Below are 22,770 nucleotides of genomic sequence, written 5' to 3'. Positions count from 1 at the left end.
AAGGCGAACAGAACACTACGACCCGCTCCCGCGGATCCCACCGATTCCCCCATGGAACATTTTGAGCCCCTGACTAGAAGTGTTCTATGGCTGGAAACTTGGCGCATCTCCACCTGCCATCCTCCCTTCGTTGAGATGTTAGGTTGATATTGGATCACACGGAATCAGTGAAGTTGGGAGTAATAGTGTTACGTAGGTCAGTAATTGTCGCCGCAGCGGCGGCTTTCCTCGTTGGCGGGTTTTCCGCTCCAGCAATAGCGAAGTCTGAAGACAATGCGCTTCAGAATCGCATCGACCAGCAGTTGCGTGAATACCCCGGCGGAACTCAGGTTAGCGACAATGCCATCGCCTACGGTGATGGCGAGGCTGTCGTGGTATTCCCGTCGACGGGCCAGGACAAGGCCCCTGCCGGCCTGGGAGCGAACGTCAGGGCGGACAAGCTGAAGACTGCGGGAGTCCTGCCCCAGTCAACAGTGGGAACCCAGGATGTTAAGGGCTGTCCTACCGGCACCTTCGCGTACTGGTACTGCTTCTACCAGTTCCGGGACTTTGGCGGGAGCAGGTGGCAGTTCAAGGACACCACAAAGGGGGACGCGCGGGACTGGGGATTCGACAACAAGACCAGCTCGGTCGTGAACACCAAGCGGAGCGGGTCGATCGACGGCTACCAGTTCGGCAGCCAGTCCGGCGATTTTCTGTTCAGCGTCCCCAGGAACACTACTCGTGCCTACGTCGGAAGTACTGCAGACAACAGGATGACCAGCTGGCAGTGGACGTAGGCAACTTGCGAGATCCAAAGCGATCGACTGCCAGGGAGTAGCAGCCTTTCGGCGATCCTCCCCAGTGGCTGAACCCCTTAACGGCCACCCTTACCTGGTCAGCGCAATAACCAGGAGAAAAGGCAGTTAGCTGGATCTTTCGTGACGGGCCGTCGGATTACCCGGCGGCCCGCCACGGTTTGTCGGGTCGGTGAAGGCTATTACTGGGGCACAAATTATCCGTGTCACCGCTCAGTCAACCTTGGCTGGTGAGCGGGGTCGGCCGCCTGGGGGATGCGACCCGGCATCACCTCCTGGCGATGACGTGAACCTTGCCCCTTGCTTCGGTCAATTGTTGGCGAAACTCTTCATTTTCAAGCTGTGTGAGATGGAGGGCGCCTATGAGGGCCTCATTGTCCGCCTTCAGCTGCCGGATCTCTTCGGCATCGTCCTTCCTTAGTCGCTTCAGCCTGGACACCTCCCGGCGGAGGCGTCGTTCGCTATCCGGTATCTCGCCAAGGGATCGCACCTTCTCGTAGAAGAGGTTCTTGAGGTCTACGTGTCGTTGTGTAAGCGCGTTGCGGGGAACTCCGGCTTCCGCAGCCAGTGCGACGATCGTTAGAGCCCCATTTGAGTTCTCAGGCCGACCACCGAGGATTCGGTCCATGGCTACTTTGATGCGCGCGCGTTCGTCATGGACGGGGCTCATTTTTTCTCCTTAGAAACGATGCGGGAACGATCGTGACGATCGGCGATATCGCGGAGGAATTCAGCTCGGGACCGCATTCGATGGCCGAGAGGATCTGGAACGCCGAGAGCCTGCTTATCCAAGGATTCCGCCTCCTGCCTCATGATGTGCGCATGACTATCGAGTCGCGCAATGTTCGAGCATGACGAGACGCATCGATCCAGGCGGGGTGATTCTTTGTTCGTGACTCGATTACAAAGAGCACGTTCTGGCTTATAGACGCACATGAGCATGGCCGATGGATTGTCATACACCGCCAGTGATGAGTTCTGAAGAAGCGCACGAGCCTGCCGTGCAGTGACGACGGATCCAGAGAATTCAGGTGCATGCTGGGCCGCGTTGATCGCTCTCCGAGCGGCTGGTCCAGATACCCCTGCACCATTCACCAAGTCATCACTGAGTGTGCTGAGTGTGTCGGCAACTGACAGAGCTGTCTCAACGTCCAGGAGGTCGTGGATACCGTCCCGGCTTCGGGATGCGTATCCGGCGCTCATAGCGGTGCGCATATGTCCGTACTGAATCGCGAGCGCGATCAGTCCACCTGGGCGCCTCGCTATGTGCCAGGCCAACGTACGGCGGAAACGAGATACCCCGACAGCTCCGTACTCATCCGGTGGGATCACTTCATGAGGGCGCCCAAAACGCTTGGCAAGGCCAGAAGCCCACCTGGTGAAATTCTCAATCCTCTTGTTCATCGTTTGCGGTACAGTGCCGCCGAACAGATACCCTTCTGGCGTTAGTTGCTCGACGATGCGAATAGCCTTGACCACTGGGTCAATCGCCACCCATGGCACATCGCGAAGAATTCCCTGAGGTACATGATTCCCCTCGTCGTCGAGTGCCGTCTTGAAAACGCGACTGTAGATCAGGTGCCTCCCAGACTCCGGGTCGGGGCAACATCCCTTTTCAAGCCCCTGAACTTCACGCGGACGCATTCCAGTCAGGTACGAGACCGCTATGTATGCCGCAGTGACCAGGTGCCGTTTAAGGTCCTCGACTTCCGAGTAGTCGATAAAGTCCACCCACGGAAGCCCATCAATTTTTCCAACTATCTCGGTGAGAACCGGAGCAGGTCCACTGGCAGATAGAAGGAGATTTCTCCAAGGCCCTCTGACAACCCGGTGATGAACCTGCCGGATTGATGCTCCTGTAAGGAAGGAGATGTATTTTGCCGCGAGACCGGTTCGGTTTCCTGCAGCCTGGCTGGGCGGCGACTTTCCGGCAGCTACCAGCCCTTCCAGATACTTCTCAAGCGAGGCCAGACCCGCCTGAGTCGGGGCCGTCAGCTCACTTTGGGCTGATATCTCTTCCCTTCTGTCGATGGCTCGAAGAATGTCGTCGGAAAAGTCGTCTACGACGCGAAGAGCCCATATGAGCAATGGACCCATGGTTTGAGGTGTGATCGGTTCGGTGACGTTCTCGCCCGAGTGCGAACCAGCCGGGAAGGAAGTCATCGGCTCCTTCGCTGAGCCATGGTGGTTCGCAGATTCCGATAGGCAGAGGATTCGAGGAGTCGAGAGCCCACAGTCGTGTGATAGAGGCCAGTACTTTCTGGACGGAAACGCGCGGCCGGCCTCTGCTACCCAGATGAAGCGCATACGCTCGGAAGCTCTCAGGCGTGGACTCGCGCAATGAAGTACCCCCTGACTCTTCCAGCCACTGGCAGAAGGCTCGCCATTTCATGACCATGGGATAGACCTGGCCGGGAGACACCGTGGTTCGCCATCGGGATGGCTTCCCTATCAGGAAGTTTGCAGGCAGCGACGTATTGATCAGCAACCAGACTAGATGACGCAGCTCGGGTTGGAACGAGACAGGGAAGCGATCCCAATGAATCGTCTCCTTGGATATTCCTGGCCCATGCGCCAGGCCAGCCAAACTCCAGGACTGGTCTCCGAATCGGGGGACCACTCCGGTAAAACCCTCAGCTATCAGCCCGGGGAGAATGGCATCGGCATCCGGGGCCGGATGAAAGTAGACCTCTTCAACGGAAACGGTCACAGGTCGAACTTCCCTTCCAGGAGTCGCCCGACAACTTCCTTGTCAGCTGACGAGACTTTCGCCAACGCTTCACTCCAGACAACATCACTCAGCCGTGCCTTCAAGTCCTCCAGGCGCATAAAGGGGGAGCCCCACTCCTTGGCCCATATCTGCTCTTCCAGGACGGAGCGCAGACTGGCTATCGAGCGATGCAGGTACGCCAAGCGGGGATGATGTTTTGGGTGTATCCGCGCGTTCGGGCAGGCCGTGCACATCAGGAACGAGGCATTGCAGCCCATTCCCGGTGCGCTGAACGGACTGTTCTCGTAGTCGGAGCAGTCCGCAGTGGGCGTCTCCTGCCCGCCGGCCTCGCCGGACACGGCCAACAACTGCGCACGCAGGACGGCCTGCTGGGCATGAGCTAGAGCGCTCTCGGCTCCCTTCGCGATGATCGGAACGGAGGCTTCCTGAACCTGTGGCTCGGGGAGGACATAGACGCTGTCGTGGGTTTCCTGGCTGTTCTGTCCTGGTTCTCGACGATGTAGTGCATTCACTGTCTTGCGCATCCTGCGCAAGGGCGCACCAGTCAGGCCGGTCTCGTTCAGCCAGCAGTCCGCAGCATTCTTAGTGAGTCCGATACTGAAGGGCGTAACGGGAGACAGGTTTCTCGGCCCTGGCAGGGAGTTTCGCCAGACCAGGAGGAAGCCGAGGCTACTGTCGGCAGCAGTGACGAAAGCCCTGGCGTGAGATGTCGCCTCCAGTGCCTGCGTGATGATCCTCCCCGGGGCGTCGGCACCGCTGTCCGTGGCATTCCTCGTCTCGAAATGACGCCCTGCGCCCCGCCTGGGCTTTTCCAGCTCCATCCGATAGGTGGGGAATTCATCGGATCCGCCGTCGGAGATGGCCCGCGGTGTGCGCATGCCCGATACAACCGTCGCGTTCAGCCCGAACTCCACGACAAGCAGAACCGACAGCGCATAGGCTTCGGCGCGGCTGAGAAATAGGCGCTTCCACGTCCACTGGGCACCTGATCCCCCGAGCGCGGTGACGTACTGCGGGAGAGTCCGCTTCTGCCCATTGTTTCGGATAATATGCGGAACGTAGCCAGTCTGAGCAAGGGCTTCCAAGGATTCCCCAACGAGCCAATCACGAGTCTGCGGCTCGAAGGCGCCAGCACGCCACTGATGCAGATGTGCCGTGTTGGATTGGATCCTGAGGTGAGCTGATCGGAATATCCTCCGAGCAGCTGCACGCACCTCTTGAAACTCGTCTGGGGCTAGTGCCGTCTCCTTGGTCCCGACGGCCGGAATCCGCTTGGCCATCGCAGATCTTGTCGCCTCGCTCAGTTCCGCTTGTTTGCGCAGAAAACCGCCCAGCGAGGCAACCTGGTGGTAGCCGTAGATGCTCTCGGGCCGACGCATCCGCCATCTGCTCCACAATGCTGGCGTAAGGTCTTCAAGCTTCTCGGGCGGGCTCTCCTGCCCGGCGCAGAAGCGACCGAACGCGAGAAGGTAAAACCACATGGATTTGCTTGATTTGAGTGAGTCCCAACCTCCCCCTGGGGCGCACTTCACGGAGAACCACCGCGCGAAAGCATGCTGCAACTCAGCGCTTACCGGGATCTGGCCGAACTCGAATACGCCGACGTTTCCCTTCTTGTCGCGATGTTCGACTTTCAGCCCATTGTGCGCACGAGGAACTGGCCTGTTATGTGGCAGTTCCGGCAACGCGGCCTTCCGCCCTCGACGGCTCACAGGACTGCCCAATCATCGCGCAAATCCTGAATCCGCCCCGTTTCCGCTGCAAGTTTGGCGAGAATCCAAGAAACGTCGTCAACTGCCGAGCCAGCCGAGTCCCCTGATACTCGCCCAGGCATGGCAATCAGAGAGTGCAATTGCAGGTCGGAAACGGGTGCGAGATAGATATTCCGAGTGGTTTCGACGTCCGCGTGCCCAAGTAGGTCCTGGACCATACGCCAGGGATCTCCATAGAGAAGAAGGAAGTCCCGGCGCTCTTCAGGTGTCAGTCCGAGACGCACATCCATTACGTGGTGAAGCACAACCAGCATGTAGAGGGCGAAAGAATGCCGACACATGTGTGGGGTGCAGAAGGGAGGCTCAGTGACCGTTTCGGCAAGAACCTTCTGGCACCGGTCCGTAGCAGCACGGAATATCCCCTCCCATGAGGACGGCTGGAGCGGCAGGCCCGACTCGTTTAGCCATACCCAAAGCGGTTCGGGACCGTCGGGTCCTTCCACGAAAAGAAGAGCTCGCTCTTCGATGCTTGCGTGTGCCAACGTCGTCTTTCCAACCATTCCATCGCGGTCGCGCCAATGGAGAACCTTCAGACGGTGCCCCGAGACCGAAGTCACAAGACGCAGTTTCGGAATCCCTTCATACCTGCCCTGGCGGTGGGCCCGGCGAATGCTTGCTGCCCGGGTCGATTCGCAGTAGGTCTCAATCTCACCCACGACTGGGTTCGCGACGTAAAAGGTTCGAGCACGCTTGGACTTCGTTACCGCCGGAGCAAGTCGGCTTGCATGGTAGCGGCGCTCATCCATCGTTATTTTCGGGATCTCCAGCGTAAGAAGAGAGGCCCCCTCAGTAAGCCGTTACGCCAGACGAGAACAATAGATTAGCGAAGGCCGAATTGCGATCTGCCAAGCGGCCGGCCCAGGCCGCGTCGGGAACCCTGTCGGCAGAGAACCCGCGCAAGCCAACGTCTACCCATCGGCGGAATGCCCTGGGCGTCAGCCAGCGCACATTACTGGACCTCGCGTCTTTGGCCCGGGCAGCAGGCACCTCCACCACCTGACCTTGCCGCCCGATCGCCTCACGCATCTCAATCGGACTCATAGACACGTACCGCTGCTTGACCGCCCACGAGTACAAGCGGCCCAAAGCAGCGAGGCCACGGTTCCAACGTGCGCCGCCAACCTTCTCCGGATTGCGTATAGACCTCGTCCGCCAGTCCTCAAAGTCCCAGAGGTCACTGGAAGTTGCCTCATCCCAGTTCTTGCCCCGGACCCACAGGAAATCGAAGAAGACGCAATAGTCAGTCGTATAGCTTCGCTTCGACTCCGGCTCAAGCCGGGAAAAGGACGATCGGGCCAGAAACTGGCTCAGCCGTCCGTCGATCTGGCAGTTGGGCGACAACAGAATCGGAGTCCCTGGCCGGATCCCTGCACGTATCTCGCGTTCCTCCAGGTCCTCCCAACCGCACAGCGCCGACACGCGGGTCGTCTCGACGTCCCGCCTCGCCGGTACCCAGTAGACACGCCACCTTGACACCACGAACCTCCCTGCTGACCTGCTTCAACACGCAGATTCAACAGGGAATTGGCGACGACGCCCTCGTGGCCGCGCTCCAGGGTGTCGGCGAGGAACGCGTCGGCCGCCGCGCGGGCCTCCGGGTCGTCCGGATCGGCGACGAGCGTACGGCGGACCCGCAGGCGCTCGGGGAGGAGCCGGACCAGAGCCGTGTGGCGGTCGGAGAGGGGCAGGTCGAGCAGGTCCTCGTCGTCGACGGACAGCGCGTCGAAGAAGACCGGGACGACGGGCACATGCGCCGCCGCTCCGGCCACGTCCCGCCGTGAGCCGACCCGGGACGCGGTCTCCTGGAACGGCCGGGGTCTGCCGTCCTCCCCCAGGGCGATCACCTCGCCGTCGAGGACGAAGCGGCCCGCCGGGAGGGCGGCGACGGCGGCGGTGAGCTCGGGCAGCCGGTCGGTGATGTCGTCGAGGGTCCGGGTGTAGGCGCGGATCCGGTCGCCGTCGCGGTGGACCTGCACCCGGATCCCGTCGAGCTTCTCCTCGACGGCGCACGGGCCCAGCTTGTCGAGGGCTTCGCCGACCGAGGCGGCCGTGTGCGCGAGCATCGGCTGGACGGGCCGCCCGACGGTGAGGCGGAAGGCGGCGAGCGCTCCGGGTCCTTCCGCGAGGAGGACCCCGGCGACGTCCTGGAGCGATCCGGCGAGCATCACGGCGCGCCGGACGTCGGCGGGCGGCGCTTCGGCGGCGCGGGCCAGGGCGTCGGCGGCGACGGCGTCCAGGGCTCCCTGGCGTACCTCGCCGGTGAGCAGGGCCCGCAGGAAGCGCTGCTCGTCGGCGGTGGCGGCGGCGAACAGGGCGCGCAGGCGGTTGTGGCGCAGCGCCTGGGATCCGGGGCCGGAGGTGGCGGCGATGGCGGTCAGCTCGGCGTCGACGCCGGCGACGGTGAGCGTGGGCCCGGAGGTGGGTTCCACGGGGTCGCCGAGGGTGCGCCGGCCGACGCCGATGCGGCCCTGGGGCAGCCGTCCGGCGAGGTAGGGGATGACGACGGGGGCGTTCTCGGGTCCGGCGTCCCGGAAGAGACCGGCCAGGAGCGCCACCTTCCGGGACCGGGCGGAGGTGGCGGCGACCTCCAGCGACACCTGGGCGAGCTCGGCGAGCAGCATGCTGCCATGGTGCTACGGGGCGGAGTGCGCCGCCCGTCCATAGGTACGGACGGCCGCCCCAGGGCCCGTCAGATGAAGTTGAGGGCGGCGGCCCCGCCCACTCCCCCGAGGACCATGAAGGCGGGCATCAGCACCTTCATCTCCACCCAGCTGCCGGCCCGGAAGCGCATGGCCTTCGGCGGGCCGATCGGATACCAGCGCTTGCGGCCGATCGGGATGGGCCACAGGATCGGGCAGCCCGAGACGGTCAGCGCGTCGCCGATGTCGTGGACCAGGGCGCCGAGCACGATGGGCAGGCCGAGCCACAGGTACTCCTGGCCGGGGGCGTCGAAGAGCCAGCCGGACCCGTGGCCCGGCTGGTCCAGGACGCCGGCGAGAATCCAGGCGCTGGTGGCGCCGAGCAGCCAGACGAGGATGTCGCTGGAGACCCGGGCGGCCCGCCACATCAGCCCCTCGACCGCGAGCACCAGGTGGACGAAGAGGATGCCGAGGACCGCCCAGCGTCCGCCGAAGAGCGCTGCGGCGGAAGCGCCGCCGCCGATGAGGGCGGCCCAGAGCCAGGTGTGGGTCAGCGTCCGGTGGCCGCCGGTGCGGCGGGGGTCGCCGGCGCTCCTGGTGGCCTTGTAGACGGCGAAGGAGAGCTTGTCGACGATCTCGCAGAGGGTTTTGGAGACGGGCCCGAAGGCGCGCGAGATGGTCGCGGACTTGTGGTCGAGGTCGGGGGCGAGCGCGGCGCCCGCGCAGATCAGCGCCCCGACGACGAGGACGGGCCAGGGCATTGTGTGGCCCGCGGCGGCGGCCGCCGCACCCACCCCCAGCCAGGCCGCTGCCCCTGACAGAGAGTGTGCCGGTCCCATCATGGTCTTTTCCCGCCCCCAGTGGTTCGTGCGCCCATCACCGGTGCGGCGCGGGCAGGTTGAGAACGCAGCGTATCGTCCGTGATCTTCGTGCGGTCCGCCGGTTCCCTCATCCGGGCCGAAGACAGGCAAGATGGGGGGTGTGACCCTCATCGATCAGCTGCCTAAGACCCCCGACCCGGACGCCCTCTTCGAGGCCTTCTCGTCATGGACCGAGACCCAGGGCATCACCCTTTATCCGGCTCAGGAGGAGGCGCTGATCGAGGTGGTGTCCGGGGCGAACGTGATCCTTTCCACCCCGACCGGCTCGGGCAAGAGCCTGGTGGCGGCGGCCGCGCACTTCACGGCGCTGGCGCAGGACAAGGTCACCTTCTACACCGCGCCGATCAAGGCGCTGGTGTCGGAGAAGTTCTTCGACCTGTGCAAGCTCTTCGGCACCGAGAACGTCGGCATGCTCACCGGTGACGCCTCGGTCAACGCGGACGCCCCGGTGATCTGCTGTACGGCCGAGGTGCTGGCCTCCATCGCGCTGCGCGACGGCAAGTACGCCGACATCGGCCAGGTCGTGATGGACGAGTTCCACTTCTACGCCGAGCCGGACCGGGGCTGGGCCTGGCAGATCCCGCTGCTGGAGCTGCCGCAGGCCCAGTTCGTGCTGATGTCGGCGACGCTCGGCGATGTCGCGATGTTCGAGAAGGACCTGACCCGGCGTACCGGCCGCCCCACCTCCGTGGTGCGCTCCGCGACCCGTCCGGTGCCGCTCAGCTACGAGTACCGCTTCACGCCGATCACCGAGACGCTGACCGAGCTGCTGGACACCCGGCAGTCGCCGGTCTACATCGTGCACTTCACGCAGGCGGCGGCCGTCGAGCGGGCGCAGTCGCTGATGAGCATCAACATGTGCACGAAGGAGGAGAAGGAGAAGATCGCCGATCTGATCGGCTCCTTCCGCTTCACCACCAAGTTCGGCCAGAACCTCTCCCGTTACGTACGCCACGGCATCGGGGTGCACCACGCGGGGATGCTGCCCAAGTACCGCCGGCTGGTGGAGAAGCTGGCCCAGGCGGGTCTGCTGAAGGTGATCTGCGGGACGGACACGCTCGGCGTCGGCGTCAACGTGCCCATCCGTACGGTGTTGTTCACGGCGCTCACCAAGTACGACGGCACCCGGGTACGGACCCTGCGCGCGCGGGAGTTCCACCAGATCGCGGGCCGGGCCGGGCGGGCCGGGTTCGACACGGCCGGGTTCGTCGTGGCGCAGGCCCCCGAGCACGTCATCGAGAACGAGAAGGCCGTCAAGAAGGCGGGCGACGACCCGAAGAAGAAGCGCAAGGTGGTCCGCAAGAAGGCCCCGGAGGGCTTCGTCGCCTGGTCGGAGACCACCTTCGACAAGCTGATCCAGTCCGAGCCGGAGCCGCTGAACTCCCGTTTCCGGGTCACGCACACCATGCTGCTCGCGGTCATCGCCCGTCCGGGCAACGCCTTCGAGGCGATGCGGCATCTGCTGGAGGACAACCACGAGCCGCGCCGGGCGCAGCTGCGGCACATCCGGCGGGCCATCGCCATCTACCGCTCGCTGCTGGACGGCGGGGTGGTGGAGCAGCTGGAGACGCCGGACGCCGAGGGCCGGATCGTGCGGCTGACGGTCGACCTCCAGCAGGACTTCGCACTGAACCAGCCGCTGTCCACGTTCGCGCTGGCCGCGTTCGACCTGCTGGACGCCGAATCCCCGTCGTACGCGCTGGACATGGTCTCGGTCGTCGAGTCGACGCTGGACGATCCCCGGCAGATCCTGGCCGCCCAGCAGAACAAGGCGCGCGGCGAGGCCGTGGGGCAGATGAAGGCGGACGGGGTCGAGTACGAGGAGCGGATGGAGCGGCTCCAGGACGTCACGTACCCCAAGCCGCTGAGCGAGCTGCTGTGGCACGCCTACGACGTGTACCGCACGAGCCACCCGTGGGTGAACGACCACCCGGTGTCGCCGAAGTCGGTGATCCGGGACATGTACGAGCGTGCCATGACCTTCACGGAGTTCACCTCGCACTACGAGCTGGCCCGGACCGAGGGCATTGTGCTGCGGTATCTGGCGAGCGCGTACAAGGCGCTGGAGCACACGATCCCGGACGACGTGAAGTCGGAGGATCTCCAGGACCTGATCTCCTGGCTCGGCGAGATGGTGCGTCAGGTGGACTCCAGTCTGCTGGACGAGTGGGAGCAGCTGGCCAACCCCGAGGTGGAGACCGCCGAGCAGGCCCAGGAGCGGGCGGACGAGGTCAAGCCGGTCACGGCCAACCCCCGCGCCTTCCGGGTGCTGGTGCGCAACGCGATGTTCCGCCGGGTGGAGCTGGCCGCGCTGGACCGGGTCCGGGACCTGGGCGAGCTGGACGGCGACGCCGGGTGGGACGAGGACGCCTGGGGCGAGGCGATGGACGCGTACTGGGACGCGCACGAGGAGATCGGCACCGGTCCCGACGCGCGCGGCCCGAAGCTGCTGAAGATCGAGGAGGACCCGGCGCACGGGCTGTGGCGGGTCTGGCAGGCGTTCGCCGACCCGGCGGGCGATCACGACTGGGGTATCAAGGCCGAGGTCGATCTCGCCGCGTCCGACGAGGAGGGCCGGGCGATCGTCCGGGTCACCGAGGTCGGCCAGCTGTGAACCGGCCGCCGACGCGGAAGTAGGAGAGGTACGGGATGACGAATCCGGCGGAGCGCCTGGTCGATCTGCTCGACCTGGAGCGGATCGAGGTCAACATCTTCCGTGGCCGCAGCCCCGAGGAGTCCCTGCAACGGGTCTTCGGCGGGCAGGTCGCGGGCCAGGCGCTGGTGGCGGCGGGCCGGACGACCGACGGGGAGCGGCCGGTGCACTCGCTGCACGCCTACTTCCTGCGGCCGGGGCGTCCCGGGGTGCCGATCGTGTATCAGGTGGATCGGGTGCGGGACGGCCGGTCCTTCACCACCCGGCGGGTGACGGCCGTCCAGCAGGGCCGGACGATCTTCAACCTGACGGCGTCCTTCCACCGCCCCGAGGAGGCGGGCTTCGAGCACCAGCTGCCGCCGGCCCGGATCGTCCCGGACCCGGAGGAGCTGCCGACGGTCGCCGAGGAGGTGCGCGAGCATCTGGGCGTGCTGCCGGAGGCGCTGGAGCGGATGGCCCGGCGGCAGCCCTTCGACATCCGTTACGTCGACCGGCTGCGCTGGACGCACGACGAGATCAAGGACGCCGATCCACGCAGCGCGGTGTGGATGCGGGCGGTGGGCCCGCTGGGCGACGACCCGCTGGTGCACACCTGCGCGCTGACGTACGCGAGCGATATGACGCTCCTGGACGCGGTCCGCATCCCGGTGGAGCCGCTGTGGGGGCCGCGCGGCTTCGATATGGCCTCGCTGGACCATGCGATGTGGTTCCACCGGCCGTTCCGGGCGGACGAGTGGTTCCTGTACGACCAGGAGTCGCCGATCGCGACGGGCGGCCGGGGGCTGGCCCGGGGCCGGATCTACGACCGTTCGGGGCAGCTGTTGGTGTCGGTGGTGCAGGAGGGGCTGTTCCGGCGGCTGGTGAGCGACTGAGGGCTGACGGGACAGCCCTTGGGCAGTGCTCTTACGTGCCGGGCAGCGGGTCCTGCTCCACCTCGTGGCGGCGGGTGCGGATGTCCGGCGGCGCGGGGTGCAGCTTGGCGTCGCAGGACGGGCCGAGGCCGGCCCGGCGCGAGTCGGTCCCGGTGAGGGGCCGGCCGCAGAGGCGGCAGCGGACGAGGCGGCGGCTTCGCGGCTGCTCGCCGCCGGCCGCCGCGTCCCGGGCGCCGGCTCCGGCGGCTCCGGGCAGCGGTTCGGGAAAGGCGTCGGGGATCTCCACCCGCCGATCCTCCCAGTACGGCTCCGCGGCCGCCCGGGTGGCCGGCGTGGCTCAGGGGCGGTCGCGCTCGCGGTCGAGTGCCTCGTCCAGGGTGCGGGCCGCCATGATGAGCGAGAGATGGGTGAACGCCTGGGGGAAGTTGCCCAGTTGTTCGCCGCTGGGGCCGATCTCCTCGGCGAACAGGCCCACGTGGTTGGCGTAGGTCAGCATCTTCTCGAAGGTGTAGCGCGCCTGTCGCAGCCGTCCGGCGCGGGCGGTCGCGTCGACGTACAGGAAGGTGCAGAGGCTGAAGGTGCCCTCCGAGCCGCGCAGCCCGTCCGGTGAAGCCGCCGGGTCGTAGCGGTGGACGAGGCTGTCCGAGACCAGGGTGCGGTCGATGGCGTCGAGGGTGGACAGCCAGCCCGGATCCCGTGGGGCGAGGAATCCCACGCGCGGCATCAGCAGCAGGGACGCGTCGAGCACCTCGCTCCCGTAACTCTGCACGTAGGCCTGGAGGTTCTCGCTCCAGCCGCGCTCCACCACCTGTTCCAGCACGGCGTCCCGCGCCCCGGTCCACCGGGCGGTGTCGGCCGGGCGGCTGAGCTGCGCGGCGAGCTTGAGGCCCCGGTCGAAGGCTGCCCAGCACATCACCCGGCTGTAGGTGAAGTCCTGGCGCCCGCCGCGGGTCTCCCAGATGCCTTCGTCGGGGCGGTCCCAGGAGTCCGCGAGCCGGTCCAGGGTGCGGGACAGGACCTTCCAGCCGCGGTAGCCCGCCTGGATGTCGGCCTCGCGGCCCTCGGACAGCGCGTAGAGGGCTTCGCCGTAGATGTCGAGCTGGAGCTGGTCGTCGGCGGCGTTGCCGAGCCGGACCGGGTGGGAGCCCCGGTAGCCCGCCAGGTGTCCGAGGACCTGCTCCGCCTCCAGGGGCTGTCCGTCGACCCGGTACATGACGCGGAGCGGCTCCCCGCCGGCGTCCTCCCGGTCCCGCAGCCGGTCGCCGAGCCAGTGGGTGAACGCGGTCGCCTCGTCGACGAAGCCCAGGTCCAGCAGGGCCCGCACCGACAGGGAGCCGTCCCGCACCCAGGTGTACCGGTAGTCCCAGTTGCGTTCCCCGCCCACCTGTTCGGGCAGTCCCATGGTCGCCGCGGCGACGGGTGCGCCGCTGGGTTCGTACGTGAGCAGCTTCAGGGTGATCGCGGAGCGGTTGACCATGTCGGGCCAGCGGCCTCGGTAGCGGGATCCGCGCACCCATTTCTGCCAGAAGTCGACGACGTCCCAGAGCTGGTCGGTGATCCCCTCGATGGTGGGCTGCGGCGGCTCGGGCCGGTCGGGGTCGCAGAGGGTGAGCAGGACCCCCGACGACTGACCGGCGTGCAGGGTGACGCCGCCGACGGCGTCCTGTCCGTCGCGGGTCAGGGGGAAGCCCGTCCGGAGGTGGGCGGTGCTGCCCGGCGCCCGGAAGGCCGCCGCGTGTCCCGTCGGGCCCAGGTCCAGCTCGTGGGCGGCGCGGCCGTAGTCGAACCGGGGCCGGCACTCCAGGCCGAAGCGCACGGTGCCGCGCACCGAGCGCACGGTACGGACGAGGGTGTGCCGGTCGGTCGGCCCGCCGGAGCGGATCGGGGTCATCCAGTCGAGGACCTCGCCGACGCCGTCGGGCGCCATGAACCGGGTGACGACGACCGCGGTGTCGGGGTAGTAGAGCTGCTTGCACGTGTGCGTGCCGCCTTCGGGCGCCAGCCGGAAGTAGCCGCCGCGCTCGTGGTCGAGCAGGGCGGCGAAGACGCTGGGCGAGTCGAATCTGGGGGCGGCGAACCAGTCGACGACTCCGCGCGAGGAGATCAGTGCGGCCGTCTGCAGGTCGCCCACGAGTCCGTGGTCGGCGATCGGCGGATATCGGTCCATGCGCCTTCCCTCCGGGTCGGGCCCCGTCCCCCTCACTATCCGGTACTCCCGCCCCGGGTGCGCGGCACGCGTCCGTGCCGCCGGGGGCCGGGTCTCGGTTTGCCGAACGGAACCGGGGCCGCGTTACTGGAGTGAGCCCCGGGCCGCCGGCCGGGCGGAGCTCCGTCCGACAGAGCAGGGAGCCGCGGAGGTACCGGGATGGACATGATCCACATCCGTGCGGTGAGCCCGCCGGACCTGACCGACGAGGTCGTCGGCCGGCTCTCGGGAGACCCCTGCGTACTCAATCTGATCGTCCAGCGCGACGTCGCGCGCAATCCCGACGGCGACTCCATCGCGTGCGACGTGCTGACGGGGGCGGCGAACGACGTGCTGCGCCGGCTGCGTGCCGTCCGGCTCGACCAGCGGGGCTCCCTGGTCATCGAGCCGGTCGACATGGCCTTCTCCGGCCGGGCCACCGAAGGGGGGCGGCGCGAGCTGGGGCCGATGAGCCGGGCGCCGGTCTGGGAGCAGGTCGAGGCACGCATCAGGTCCGGGGGTCGCTATCCGCCGAGTTTCTACCTCTACCTGGTCGTCGCCGGGATGATCGGTTCGGTCGGCATCGTCACCAACTCACAGATCCTGATCGTGGCGGCGATGGTCGTCGGGCCGGAGTACGGCGCCATCGTCAGCGTGGCGCTGGGGATCGACCGGCGTCACCCGGCCATGGTGCGCAGCGGGCTGGCCGCCCTGGGCGTCGGCTTTCTCCTCACCATGGTCGTCACGTTCCTCTTCGCCCTGCTCATCCGGGGTTTCGGGCTGCAGTCGGTGGCCTTCGACCGGGGGCTGCGTCCCGTCTCCAACCTCATCAACACGCCGAACTTCTTCTCGGTCGCCGTCGCCGCCCTGGCCGGGATCGTCGGGATCGTGTCGCTCACCGAGGCCAGGACGAGCGCCCTGCTCGGGGTGTTCATCTCCGTGACGACGATCCCGGCGGCCGCGGACGTCGCCGTCTCCACCGCGTTCGCCAGCTGGCCCGATGTGCGGGGCTCGGCCATCCAGCTGGTGGTGAACATCCTGGTGCTGATCGTGGTGGGCACGGCCGCGCTCAAGGCGCAGCGGGCGATCTGGCGGGAGGTCGGTCTCCGGCGTGACCGTGACCGCCGGCTCGCCGACGAGGCCTGACGAACTCCGCAGGGGGCGCTCAAGGACCGGGAGGCGGTGGCGCCGCTGTGCGCCGCACCTCACGCGACCCCGGCCGAACGGGCGGCACCGGGCAGGGCCGCCCGCCGGGGGCCGGCCGCCGGTGGACGCGGAGGCCTCCGGACGGCGGACGGCGGACAGCTCGGCCGGGCGCGCGGGCAGCGGACAGCGGACAGCGGACACGCGGGCAGCGGCGCGAACGGTCCCCGGGGCCGGGCGGCTGACTTTCCGCACCCGGAGGGCGTGTCCCCGGCGGCGGGGCGGCCCCCGGCCCGCCGGTGCGTGGTACTCCGGCGTGAACCCGTGGGGACATCCCGGGGGGACATCGCCCCTTCCCCGGGGTCCTCACGCCGAGGAGTCGAGATCATGCCGGCCACCCCTGCGGGCACACCCGTCACCGCGCCCGAGGACCCGTACGCGCCGGTCCGTACGCGGAGGTACGCGGGGCTGCTGGTGATGGCGGCGCTCCTCGGGGTGCCCGTCTCCGCGGTCGCGTTCGGCTTCCTCGCCCTGGTCTCGGAGCTCCAGTCGCTGACGTACACGGAGCTGCCGAGGGCGATGGGCTTCGAGGAGACGCCCTCGTGGTGGCCCGTCCCGCTGCTGGGCGCCGCCGGTCTCCTGGTCGGGCTCACCGTCCGCCGGCTGCCGGGCGGGGGCGGGCACCGGCCGGCGGACGGGCTGGTGTCCACCGGAGCCCCGGCCCCGGCGGACCTGCCCGGCATCGCGCTCGCGGCGCTGCTCTCGCTGGGCGTGGGGGCCGTGCTCGGACCGGAGGCGCCCCTGATCGCGCTGGGCGGCGGGCTGGCGGTCTGGGCGGCGGGCCGCGTCAAGCGGGACCTGCCGCCGGACGGGCGGGCCCTGGTCGGTGCCTCGGGGAGTTTCGCCGCGGTGAGCGCCCTGCTGGGATCACCGCTGCTGGGGGCGTTCCTGTTGATGGAGGTGTCGGGGCTGGCCGGGCCGATGCTGGGCGTGGTCCTGGTGCCGGGACTGCTCTCCGCGGGGATCGGTGCGCTGATCTTCACGGGGCTGGGTTCCTGGACGGGCCTGGGCACCTACTCGCTGACCCTGGGCGAGGTGCCGCCCGTGGCGAGCCCCGGCATCGCCGGGTTCGGGTGGGCGCTGGCTCTCGGTGTCTCGGCCGCCTTCGCCGGGGCGGGCATCCGCCGGCTGTCGCTGGCTCTGCAGGAACGCGTGGAGCGGCGGAAGGTGGCGGCCACGGCGGCGATGGGGCTGGTCGTCGGCGGGCTCGCGCTGGTGTACGCGGAGGCGTCGGGCAAGGACGGTTCCCAGGTGCTGTACTCGGGCGAACACGAGCTGGGCCATCTCCTGTCCGGCAGCGCGGAGTATTCGGTCGGCGCGCTGGTGCTGCTCATCGTCTGCAAGTCGCTCGCCTACTGCGCGTCGTTGAGCTGTTTCCGGGGCGGTCCTGTCTTCCCCGCGATGTTCGTGGGCGCGGTGGCCGGCATCGCGCTGTCCCATCTGCCGGGGCTGCAGCTGACCGAGGGGTTCGCGATGGGCATCGGGGCCATGTGCGTGGCGATGCTGCGGTTGCCGATGACCTCGGTGCTCCTGGCGACGCTCCTGCTGGGCAAGGAGGGGCTCACCGTGATGCCTCTGGTGATCGTGGCGGTGGTGGTGGCGTACGTGGTCACCCTCAGGCTGACGCCCTCGCCGGTGGACGGGGCGCGGCCGAGGACCGGGTGATCGCGTCCGCGCCCGGTGTCGGGCGGCACATCCGGCAGGGGGTGAACGGCACGGTGGGGGGTGGTGGTGCCGGGGTGGCGCACACCGGGCACTCTGGAGACAGCCTCCGTTGCGGGCCGTAGGGTTCCTCCCGACTCCTGCCCTGTGAAAGGACCTCCGCGCATGACCGAGATCGTCCACGTGTCCGCCCCCGAGCTGGTCAGTTACGCCGACGGCCTGGCCGGCCTCCTGGTCGAGACCGTCGATGAGGGCTCCTCGGTGGGCTTCCTGGCTCCGCTGGACCGGGAGACGGCCGCCGCCTGGTGGCGTGAGCGGGCCGACGCCGTGGAGGCGGGACGGATCGGCATCTGGATCGCCCGCGAGGGCGGGCAGGTCTCCGGGACGATCGCCCTGGTCCGCGCCCCGCTGCCGAACGCCCGGCACCGCGCGGAGGTCGCCAAGCTGATGGTCCGTCCCTCCGCTCGCGGCCAGGGGCTCGGCGGGGCGCTGCTGGCCGCCGTCGAGGCGTACGCGGCGACCGAGGGCATCACGCTGCTGATCCTGGACACCGAGAGCGGCAGCCTGGCCGAGCAGGTCTACTGCGGGGCGGGGTGGACGAAGGCCGGGAGCGTGCCGGGATACGCGGCGGACCCGGCGGGCATCCTCAAGCCGACGACGTTCTACTACAAGGAGCTCGCCGCTCCGTGAGCGGCGGGCGGCACCATGTGCACCACCACGCAATGACCAGGGAGAGTTTCATGACGCTGCACGACATTCCGCTGCGCACCCTCGCGGGCGAGCCGACCACGCTGGGCGCGTACGGCGGCCGGGCCGTCCTGTTGGTGAACGTGGCCTCCAAGTGCGGGCTCACCCCGCAGTACGAGGGCCTGGAGCGGTTGCAGCAGAACTACGGGGACCGGGGCCTGACCGTGCTGGGTGTCCCGTGCAACCAGTTCGCCGGGCAGGAGCCGGGCAGCGCGGAGGAGATCCAGACCTTCTGCTCGACGACGTACGGGGTCACCTTCCCGCTGCTGGAGAAGATCGACGTCAACGGCGCGGACCGGCATCCGCTGTACGTGGAGCTGACGAAGCTGGCGGACGCGGACGGGGAGGCCGGGGACGTCCAGTGGAACTTCGAGAAGTTCCTCATCTCGCCGGCCGGTGAGCCGGTGGCCCGGATCCGGCCGCGCTCCGAGCCCGAGGCCACGGAGGTCGTGGCGGCGATCGAGGCGCAGCTGCCGGCCTGAGTGCGCGCGAGGGGCGGTCCGGGACATGTGTCCCGGACCGCCCTTTCCTGTCTCCTGCGGCAGTCGGCGAACTGTCTCCTGCCGCAGCTAGCGGATCGGCATGCCGGAGAGCGTGCGGGCGATCACCAGGCGCTGGATCTCGCTGGTGCCCTCGAAGATGGTGTAGATGGCCGCGTCGCGGTGCATGCGCTCGACGGGGTACTCGCGGGTGAAGCCGTTGCCGCCGAGGATCTGGATGGCCTGTGCGGTGACGTCCCGGGCGGTCTCGCTCGCGTACAGCTTCGACATGGAGCCCTCGGCCGAGGTGAACGGCTTTCCGGTGGTGGCCATCCAGGAGGCGCGCCAGACCAGCAGCCGGGCCGCGTCGATCCGGGTGCGCATGTCCGCGAGCTGGAAGGCGATGCCCTGGTTGTCGATGATCGGGCGGCCGAACTGGCTGCGGGTCTTCGCGTAGTCGAGGGCGACCTCGTAGGCGGCGCGGGCGGTGCCCACGGCCATCGCGCCGACGGCCGGACGGGACGCCTCGAAGGTGGCCATCGCCGCATTCTTGACCCTCCCCCAGCCTCCGGCCGGGGGGACCCCCACCTCACTCCGTTCGCCGCCGGACTCGGCGCGCTCCCAGGCGCGGGCGAGGCGCTCGTCGAGCTTCTCCTTGCCGCCGAGCAGGCAGTGTCCGGGGACGCGGACGTCCTCCAGGACCACCTCGGCGGTGTGCGAGGCGCGGATGCCGTGCTTCTTGAACTTCTGGCCCTGGGAGAGACCGGGCGTGTCCGGCGGCACGATGAAGGAGGCGTGCCCCTTGGAGCCGATGCCGGGGTCGACGACGGCGACGACCACGTGGACGCCCGCTATGCCGCCGTTGGTCGCCCAGGTCTTGGTCCCGTTGAGGACCCACTCGTCCTTGGCCTCGTCGTAGACGGCCCGGGTGCGCATCGAGGCGACGTCGGATCCGGCGTCGGGCTCGGAGGAGCAGAAGGCGGCGACCTTCACGTCGTCGACGTCGCCGTACATCTGCGGGATCCAGGTGCCGATCTGCTCCTCGGTGCCGTTGGCGAGGACGCCGACGGCCGCCAGGCCCGTACCGACGATCGACAGGGCGATGCCCGCGTCGCCCCAGAAGAGCTCCTCCATGGCCATGGGGATGCCGAGCCCCGTGGGGTCGAAGAACTGCTGGGCGTAGAAGTCGAGCGAGTAGATGCCGACCTTGGCCGCTTCCTGGATGACGGGCCAGGGCGTTTCCTCACGCTCGTCCCACTCGGCTGCGGCGGGGCGGATGACATCCGCCGCGAAGCCGTGGAGCCAGTCCCTGACCTGCTTCTGGTCGTCATTGAGATCGAGTGTGAACTCGGCCATGTTCCCCTCCAGGCACTGCGGCGAAAAGCGTGCGTTACTTGCGGTAACCACAGTCTGTTACCGGCAAGTAGCCACTGTCAACCGCCCCGGAGCCGATCAATCCTCCTCCTGGTGGAGTGTTACGTTGCGCAGGCGCGCAGAAGCGATGCGACGGCATCGCGTGGCCAGGGTGGGAGAGACGACATGGAGACCGCACGAAGCGCCGAGCGACAGCGGACCGCGGCCGAGCGCCGCCGCCGCGAGTTGCTGGAAGCGGCGGACCGGGTGGTGCTCAGGGACGGACCGCAGGCCTCGATGAACGCCATCGCGGCCGAGGCCGGGATCACCAAACCCATCCTCTACCGCCACTTCGGGGACAAGGGCGGCCTCTACCGGGCGCTGGCCAAACGCCACACCGACGCGCTGCTCAGCGCACTGCGAGCCGCCCTGGACGCGCCCGCCGACCGGCGTGAGCGGGTGGAGTCCACACTCGACACCTATCTCGCCGCGATCGAGGCCCGCCCCCAGGTCTACCGCTTCCTGATGCATCCCTCCGACGCCGCCGACACCGCCCCCTCCCCCGAGCAGGGCTTCGACGTCGGCCGGCACTCCGCCCCGCTGCTGCGCCGCCTCGGCGAGGAGCTGGGCCAGGTGATCGCCGAACGGGTCGACCTGGGCCCGGACAGCGAGCAGATGGCCCGCATCTGGGGGCACGGCATCGTCGGCATGATGCACGCGGCGGGCGACTGGTGGCTCGGCGACCGGCCCTGCTCCCGCGAACGGCTGGTGAGCAGCCTCGCCGATCTGCTGTGGGGCAGGCTCGCGGAGACGGGCGACCTCCAGGGCGGACCGGGGTTCTGACCCGCTCCGGCTCCCGGACTCCGGGAGCCGGGCCGTCGCGGGCTCAGCCCCGGCGTGCCCAGGGCGCGCGGCGCGCCGCGCGCAGCGCCCGGGAGCGCCGCAGCCCGGTCAGCCGGTCGGTGTAGACAGTGCCCTCCAGGTGGTCGCACTCGTGCTGGAGGCACCGGGCGAACCACCCCGTCCCGGCGATCCGGACCGGCTCGCCGGTCATCGTCAGGCCCTCGACGACCGCGTGGTCGAAGCGTTCCGTGCCCGCTTCCAGACCGGGAAGTGACAGACAGCCCTCCGGTCCGCGTACGGTGAGTCCGTCCGCCTCGACCAGTTCGGGATTGACCACGTGTCCCAGATGGCGGACATCGTCGTCGTCCGGGCAGTCGTAGACGAACACCTTGAGCGGGACGCCGATCTGATTGGCGGCGAGCCCGACACCCTGTGCGGCGTACATCGTGGCGAACATGTCCTCGACCAGCCTCGCGAGCGACGGGCCGAAGTCGGTGACGTCCTCGCAGGCGCGGTGGAGCAACGGGTCGCCGAGCAGACTCATCTCACGGACGAGTCCGGAACTGCCGGGGATCGGGCGGTTTCGCATGGCGGCAAGTTTACGTTCCGCCGGGCCGGGGAGTTCCCGTGGTGCCGCGGTGCGGTCGCCGTGCCGGACATCGATAGGCTGGGCGCGGACCGATGCAAGGAGGATCTAGGACGATGGCAGGCAACACGGAGCCGTTGTCGCCGCGGGCCAAACTGGCCGTGACGGCGGGCAAGGCCGCGGCGGCGGTGTCACGCGCCGCGGGGCGGGGCAGCGGATCGGTGATCGGCGGCCGGGTGGCGCTCAAACTCGACCCCGACCTGCTGGGGCGGCTGGCGCAGCACCTGGACGTGATCCTCGTGTCGGCGACGAACGGCAAGACGACCACCACACGGCTGATCGCGGAGGCGCTGCGGGCCGCCGGGCCCGTCGTGTCGAACGCGCTCGGCGCGAACATGCCCGCGGGCATCACCTCGGCGCTGGCGGGCGGCTCGGACGCGAAGTTCGGCGTGATCGAGGTCGACGAAAAGTATCTGGCGGGTGTCGCGCGCGACACCACGCCCAAGGTGATCGCCCTGCTCAACCTCTCGCGCGACCAGCTGGACCGCGCGGCGGAGACCCGGATGATGGCCGAGCACTGGCGCGAGGGCCTGTCCGGCTCGAAGGCCGTGATCATCGCCAACGCCGACGACCCGCTGGTCGTCTGGGCGGCCTCCTCCTCGGCCAATGTGGTGTGGGTGGCGGCCGGTCAGGCGTGGAAGGACGACGCCTGGTCCTGCCCGTCCTGCGGCGGTGTGATGCAGCGTCCCGGCGACGACTGGTTCTGCGGGCAGTGCGGCTTCCGCCGCCCCGCCCCGAGCTGGGCGCTCAACGGCGACTACGTCCTGGACCCGCACGGTTCGGCCTGGCCGATCCACCTCCAGCTGCCGGGCCGCGCGAACAAGGCGAACGCCACCAGTTCCGCCGCCGTCGCCGCCGTCTTCGGCGTGCCGCCGCAGGTCGCGCTGGAGCGGATGTACCAGGTGCAGGCGGTGGCCGGACGCTACGACGTCGTCAGCTTCCAGAACCGTGAGCTGCGCCTCCTGCTGGCGAAGAACCCGGCGGGCTGGCTGGAGACGTTCTCGCTGATCGACCCGCCGCCGACGCCGGTGATCCTCTCGGTGAACGCCCGCGGCGCGGACGGCACGGACACCTCCTGGCTGTGGGACGTGGACTACACCCAGCTGGCGGGCCACCCGATCTTCGTGCTCGGCGACCGGAAGCTGGACCTCGCGGTCCGGCTCGAAGTGGCCGGTCTCGACTTCCGGGTCTGCGAGACGCTCGACGAGGCCGTGCAGTACGCCCCGCCCGGCCGTATCGAGGTCATCGCCAACTACACCGCCTTCCAGGATCTGCGCCGTCGTGTCGGCAACTGACCCCGGCCCCGG

Annotated in this window: 18 protein-coding genes and 1 pseudogene; 9 read left to right on the top strand and 10 right to left on the bottom strand. The window is 68.3% G+C overall.

Going from position 1 to position 22,770, the window contains the following annotated elements; all coding sequences use genetic code 11:
• The first annotated feature begins 167 nt into the window (after positions 1-167).
• Positions 168-779, top strand: coding sequence for a peptidase inhibitor family I36 protein (locus ACGF2Y_RS11010; RefSeq protein ID WP_392945129.1), 612 nt, complete (start codon positions 168-170; stop codon positions 777-779).
• A gap of 286 nt (positions 780-1,065) precedes the next feature.
• Here the strand turns inward: ACGF2Y_RS11010 and ACGF2Y_RS11005 are convergent, their stop codons facing one another.
• From ACGF2Y_RS11005 to ACGF2Y_RS10980, 6 genes and pseudogenes are all read right to left on the bottom strand, one after another.
• On the bottom strand, positions 1,066-1,467 hold the full coding sequence (locus ACGF2Y_RS11005) for a hypothetical protein (RefSeq protein WP_392945127.1): 402 nt from the start codon (positions 1,465-1,467) through the stop codon (positions 1,066-1,068).
• Positions 1,464-2,960 carry an integrase gene (locus ACGF2Y_RS11000; RefSeq protein WP_392945125.1) on the bottom strand — a complete coding sequence of 499 codons (1,497 nt, stop codon included), beginning with the start codon at positions 2,958-2,960 and terminating at the stop codon, positions 1,464-1,466. The genes ACGF2Y_RS11005 and ACGF2Y_RS11000 overlap by 4 nt, the downstream gene beginning before the upstream one ends.
• A 543-nt stretch (positions 2,961-3,503) precedes the next feature.
• Positions 3,504-5,213 carry a hypothetical protein gene (locus tag ACGF2Y_RS10995; RefSeq protein ID WP_392945124.1) on the bottom strand — a complete coding sequence of 570 codons (1,710 nt, stop codon included), beginning with the start codon at positions 5,211-5,213 and terminating at the stop codon, positions 3,504-3,506.
• A gap of 873 nt (positions 5,214-6,086) precedes the next feature.
• On the bottom strand, positions 6,087-6,719 hold the full coding sequence (locus ACGF2Y_RS10990; RefSeq protein ID WP_392945121.1) for a site-specific integrase: 633 nt from the start codon (positions 6,717-6,719) through the stop codon (positions 6,087-6,089).
• A 56-nt stretch (positions 6,720-6,775) separates the two neighbouring features.
• A pseudogene (locus ACGF2Y_RS10985) lies at positions 6,776-7,921 on the bottom strand (ATP-dependent DNA ligase); the annotation flags it as partial.
• Between the two features lie 68 nt (positions 7,922-7,989).
• Entirely contained in the window at positions 7,990-8,781 is a 792-nt protein-coding gene (locus tag ACGF2Y_RS10980) for a metal-dependent hydrolase (RefSeq protein ID WP_392945119.1), read from the bottom strand.
• Between the two features lie 139 nt (positions 8,782-8,920).
• Here ACGF2Y_RS10980 and ACGF2Y_RS10975 point away from each other — a divergent pair, with 139 nt between their 5' ends.
• Together ACGF2Y_RS10975 and ACGF2Y_RS10970 are read left to right on the top strand one after the other, a co-directional pair.
• Positions 8,921-11,434 carry a DEAD/DEAH box helicase gene (locus ACGF2Y_RS10975; protein WP_392945117.1) on the top strand — a complete coding sequence of 838 codons (2,514 nt, stop codon included), beginning with the start codon at positions 8,921-8,923 and terminating at the stop codon, positions 11,432-11,434.
• Between the two features lie 35 nt (positions 11,435-11,469).
• Entirely contained in the window at positions 11,470-12,345 is an 876-nt protein-coding gene (locus tag ACGF2Y_RS10970) for an acyl-CoA thioesterase (protein ID WP_392945115.1), read from the top strand.
• A 31-nt stretch (positions 12,346-12,376) separates the two neighbouring features.
• Here the strand turns inward: ACGF2Y_RS10970 and ACGF2Y_RS10965 are convergent, their stop codons facing one another.
• Together ACGF2Y_RS10965 and ACGF2Y_RS10960 are read right to left on the bottom strand one after the other, a co-directional pair.
• Entirely contained in the window at positions 12,377-12,631 is a 255-nt protein-coding gene (locus ACGF2Y_RS10965) for a DUF6011 domain-containing protein (RefSeq protein ID WP_392945112.1), read from the bottom strand.
• 51 nt (positions 12,632-12,682) lie between these two features.
• On the bottom strand, positions 12,683-14,512 hold the full coding sequence (locus tag ACGF2Y_RS10960; RefSeq protein WP_392945110.1) for a glycoside hydrolase family 15 protein: 1,830 nt from the start codon (positions 14,510-14,512) through the stop codon (positions 12,683-12,685).
• A gap of 198 nt (positions 14,513-14,710) precedes the next feature.
• Here ACGF2Y_RS10960 and ACGF2Y_RS10955 point away from each other — a divergent pair, with 198 nt between their 5' ends.
• From ACGF2Y_RS10955 to ACGF2Y_RS10940, 4 genes are all read left to right on the top strand, one after another.
• Positions 14,711-15,676 (top strand): DUF389 domain-containing protein, encoded by a 966-nt coding sequence (locus ACGF2Y_RS10955; RefSeq protein ID WP_392945108.1) that lies wholly within the window; start codon positions 14,711-14,713, stop codon positions 15,674-15,676.
• Between the two features lie 384 nt (positions 15,677-16,060).
• Positions 16,061-17,398: a chloride channel protein gene (locus ACGF2Y_RS10950; RefSeq protein WP_392945105.1), complete on the top strand. Its 1,338-nt coding sequence runs from the start codon at positions 16,061-16,063 to the stop codon at positions 17,396-17,398.
• Between the two features lie 162 nt (positions 17,399-17,560).
• Positions 17,561-18,085 (top strand): GNAT family N-acetyltransferase, encoded by a 525-nt coding sequence (locus ACGF2Y_RS10945; protein ID WP_392945103.1) that lies wholly within the window; start codon positions 17,561-17,563, stop codon positions 18,083-18,085.
• Between the two features lie 50 nt (positions 18,086-18,135).
• Entirely contained in the window at positions 18,136-18,624 is a 489-nt protein-coding gene (locus ACGF2Y_RS10940) for a glutathione peroxidase (RefSeq protein WP_392945101.1), read from the top strand.
• A gap of 87 nt (positions 18,625-18,711) precedes the next feature.
• Here the strand turns inward: ACGF2Y_RS10940 and ACGF2Y_RS10935 are convergent, their stop codons facing one another.
• A complete protein-coding gene (locus tag ACGF2Y_RS10935; RefSeq protein WP_392945099.1) occupies positions 18,712-19,977 on the bottom strand; it encodes an acyl-CoA dehydrogenase family protein in 1,266 nt (421 codons plus the stop codon).
• Positions 19,978-20,160: 183 nt separating this feature from the next.
• Between ACGF2Y_RS10935 and ACGF2Y_RS10930 the strand changes: the two genes are divergently transcribed.
• Positions 20,161-20,817, top strand: coding sequence for a TetR family transcriptional regulator (locus ACGF2Y_RS10930; protein ID WP_392945096.1), 657 nt, complete (start codon positions 20,161-20,163; stop codon positions 20,815-20,817).
• 43 nt (positions 20,818-20,860) lie between these two features.
• Here the strand turns inward: ACGF2Y_RS10930 and def are convergent, their stop codons facing one another.
• Entirely contained in the window at positions 20,861-21,406 is a 546-nt protein-coding gene (gene def, locus ACGF2Y_RS10925; RefSeq protein WP_392945093.1) for a peptide deformylase, read from the bottom strand.
• Between the two features lie 113 nt (positions 21,407-21,519).
• Between def and ACGF2Y_RS10920 the strand changes: the two genes are divergently transcribed.
• Positions 21,520-22,758 carry a MurT ligase domain-containing protein gene (locus ACGF2Y_RS10920; protein WP_392945091.1) on the top strand — a complete coding sequence of 413 codons (1,239 nt, stop codon included), beginning with the start codon at positions 21,520-21,522 and terminating at the stop codon, positions 22,756-22,758.
• The last annotated feature ends 12 nt before the right edge of the window (positions 22,759-22,770 follow it).

Origin of the sequence: Streptomyces sp. NPDC048142 (assembly GCF_043202835.1) — a bacterium.
Taxonomy (GTDB): Bacteria; Actinomycetota; Actinomycetes; order Streptomycetales; family Streptomycetaceae; genus Streptomyces.
Note: the sequence above shows the minus strand (reverse complement) of the source record. Positions and strands in the feature narration are given on the sequence as shown.

Bases quoted from the DNA above. Each gene is read 5' to 3' on its own strand.
- ACGF2Y_RS11005 (WP_392945127.1), bottom strand. From the start codon at position 1,467: ATGAGCCCCGTCCATGACGAACGCGCGCGCATCAAAGTAGCCATGGAC.
- ACGF2Y_RS11000 (WP_392945125.1), bottom strand. From the start codon at position 2,960: ATGACTTCCTTCCCGGCTGGTTCGCACTCGGGCGAGAACGTCACCGAA.
- ACGF2Y_RS10980 (WP_392945119.1), bottom strand. From the start codon at position 8,781: ATGATGGGACCGGCACACTCTCTGTCAGGGGCAGCGGCCTGGCTGGGG.
- ACGF2Y_RS10970 (WP_392945115.1), top strand. From the start codon at position 11,470: ATGACGAATCCGGCGGAGCGCCTGGTCGATCTGCTCGACCTGGAGCGG.
- ACGF2Y_RS10960 (WP_392945110.1), bottom strand. From the start codon at position 14,512: ATGGACCGATATCCGCCGATCGCCGACCACGGACTCGTGGGCGACCTG.
- ACGF2Y_RS10955 (WP_392945108.1), top strand. From the start codon at position 14,711: ATGGACATGATCCACATCCGTGCGGTGAGCCCGCCGGACCTGACCGAC.
- ACGF2Y_RS10950 (WP_392945105.1), top strand. From the start codon at position 16,061: ATGCCGGCCACCCCTGCGGGCACACCCGTCACCGCGCCCGAGGACCCG.
- ACGF2Y_RS10945 (WP_392945103.1), top strand. From the start codon at position 17,561: ATGACCGAGATCGTCCACGTGTCCGCCCCCGAGCTGGTCAGTTACGCC.
- ACGF2Y_RS10940 (WP_392945101.1), top strand. From the start codon at position 18,136: ATGACGCTGCACGACATTCCGCTGCGCACCCTCGCGGGCGAGCCGACC.
- ACGF2Y_RS10935 (WP_392945099.1), bottom strand. From the start codon at position 19,977: ATGGCCGAGTTCACACTCGATCTCAATGACGACCAGAAGCAGGTCAGG.
- ACGF2Y_RS10930 (WP_392945096.1), top strand. From the start codon at position 20,161: ATGGAGACCGCACGAAGCGCCGAGCGACAGCGGACCGCGGCCGAGCGC.
- def (WP_392945093.1), bottom strand. From the start codon at position 21,406: ATGCGAAACCGCCCGATCCCCGGCAGTTCCGGACTCGTCCGTGAGATG.
- ACGF2Y_RS10920 (WP_392945091.1), top strand. From the start codon at position 21,520: ATGGCAGGCAACACGGAGCCGTTGTCGCCGCGGGCCAAACTGGCCGTG.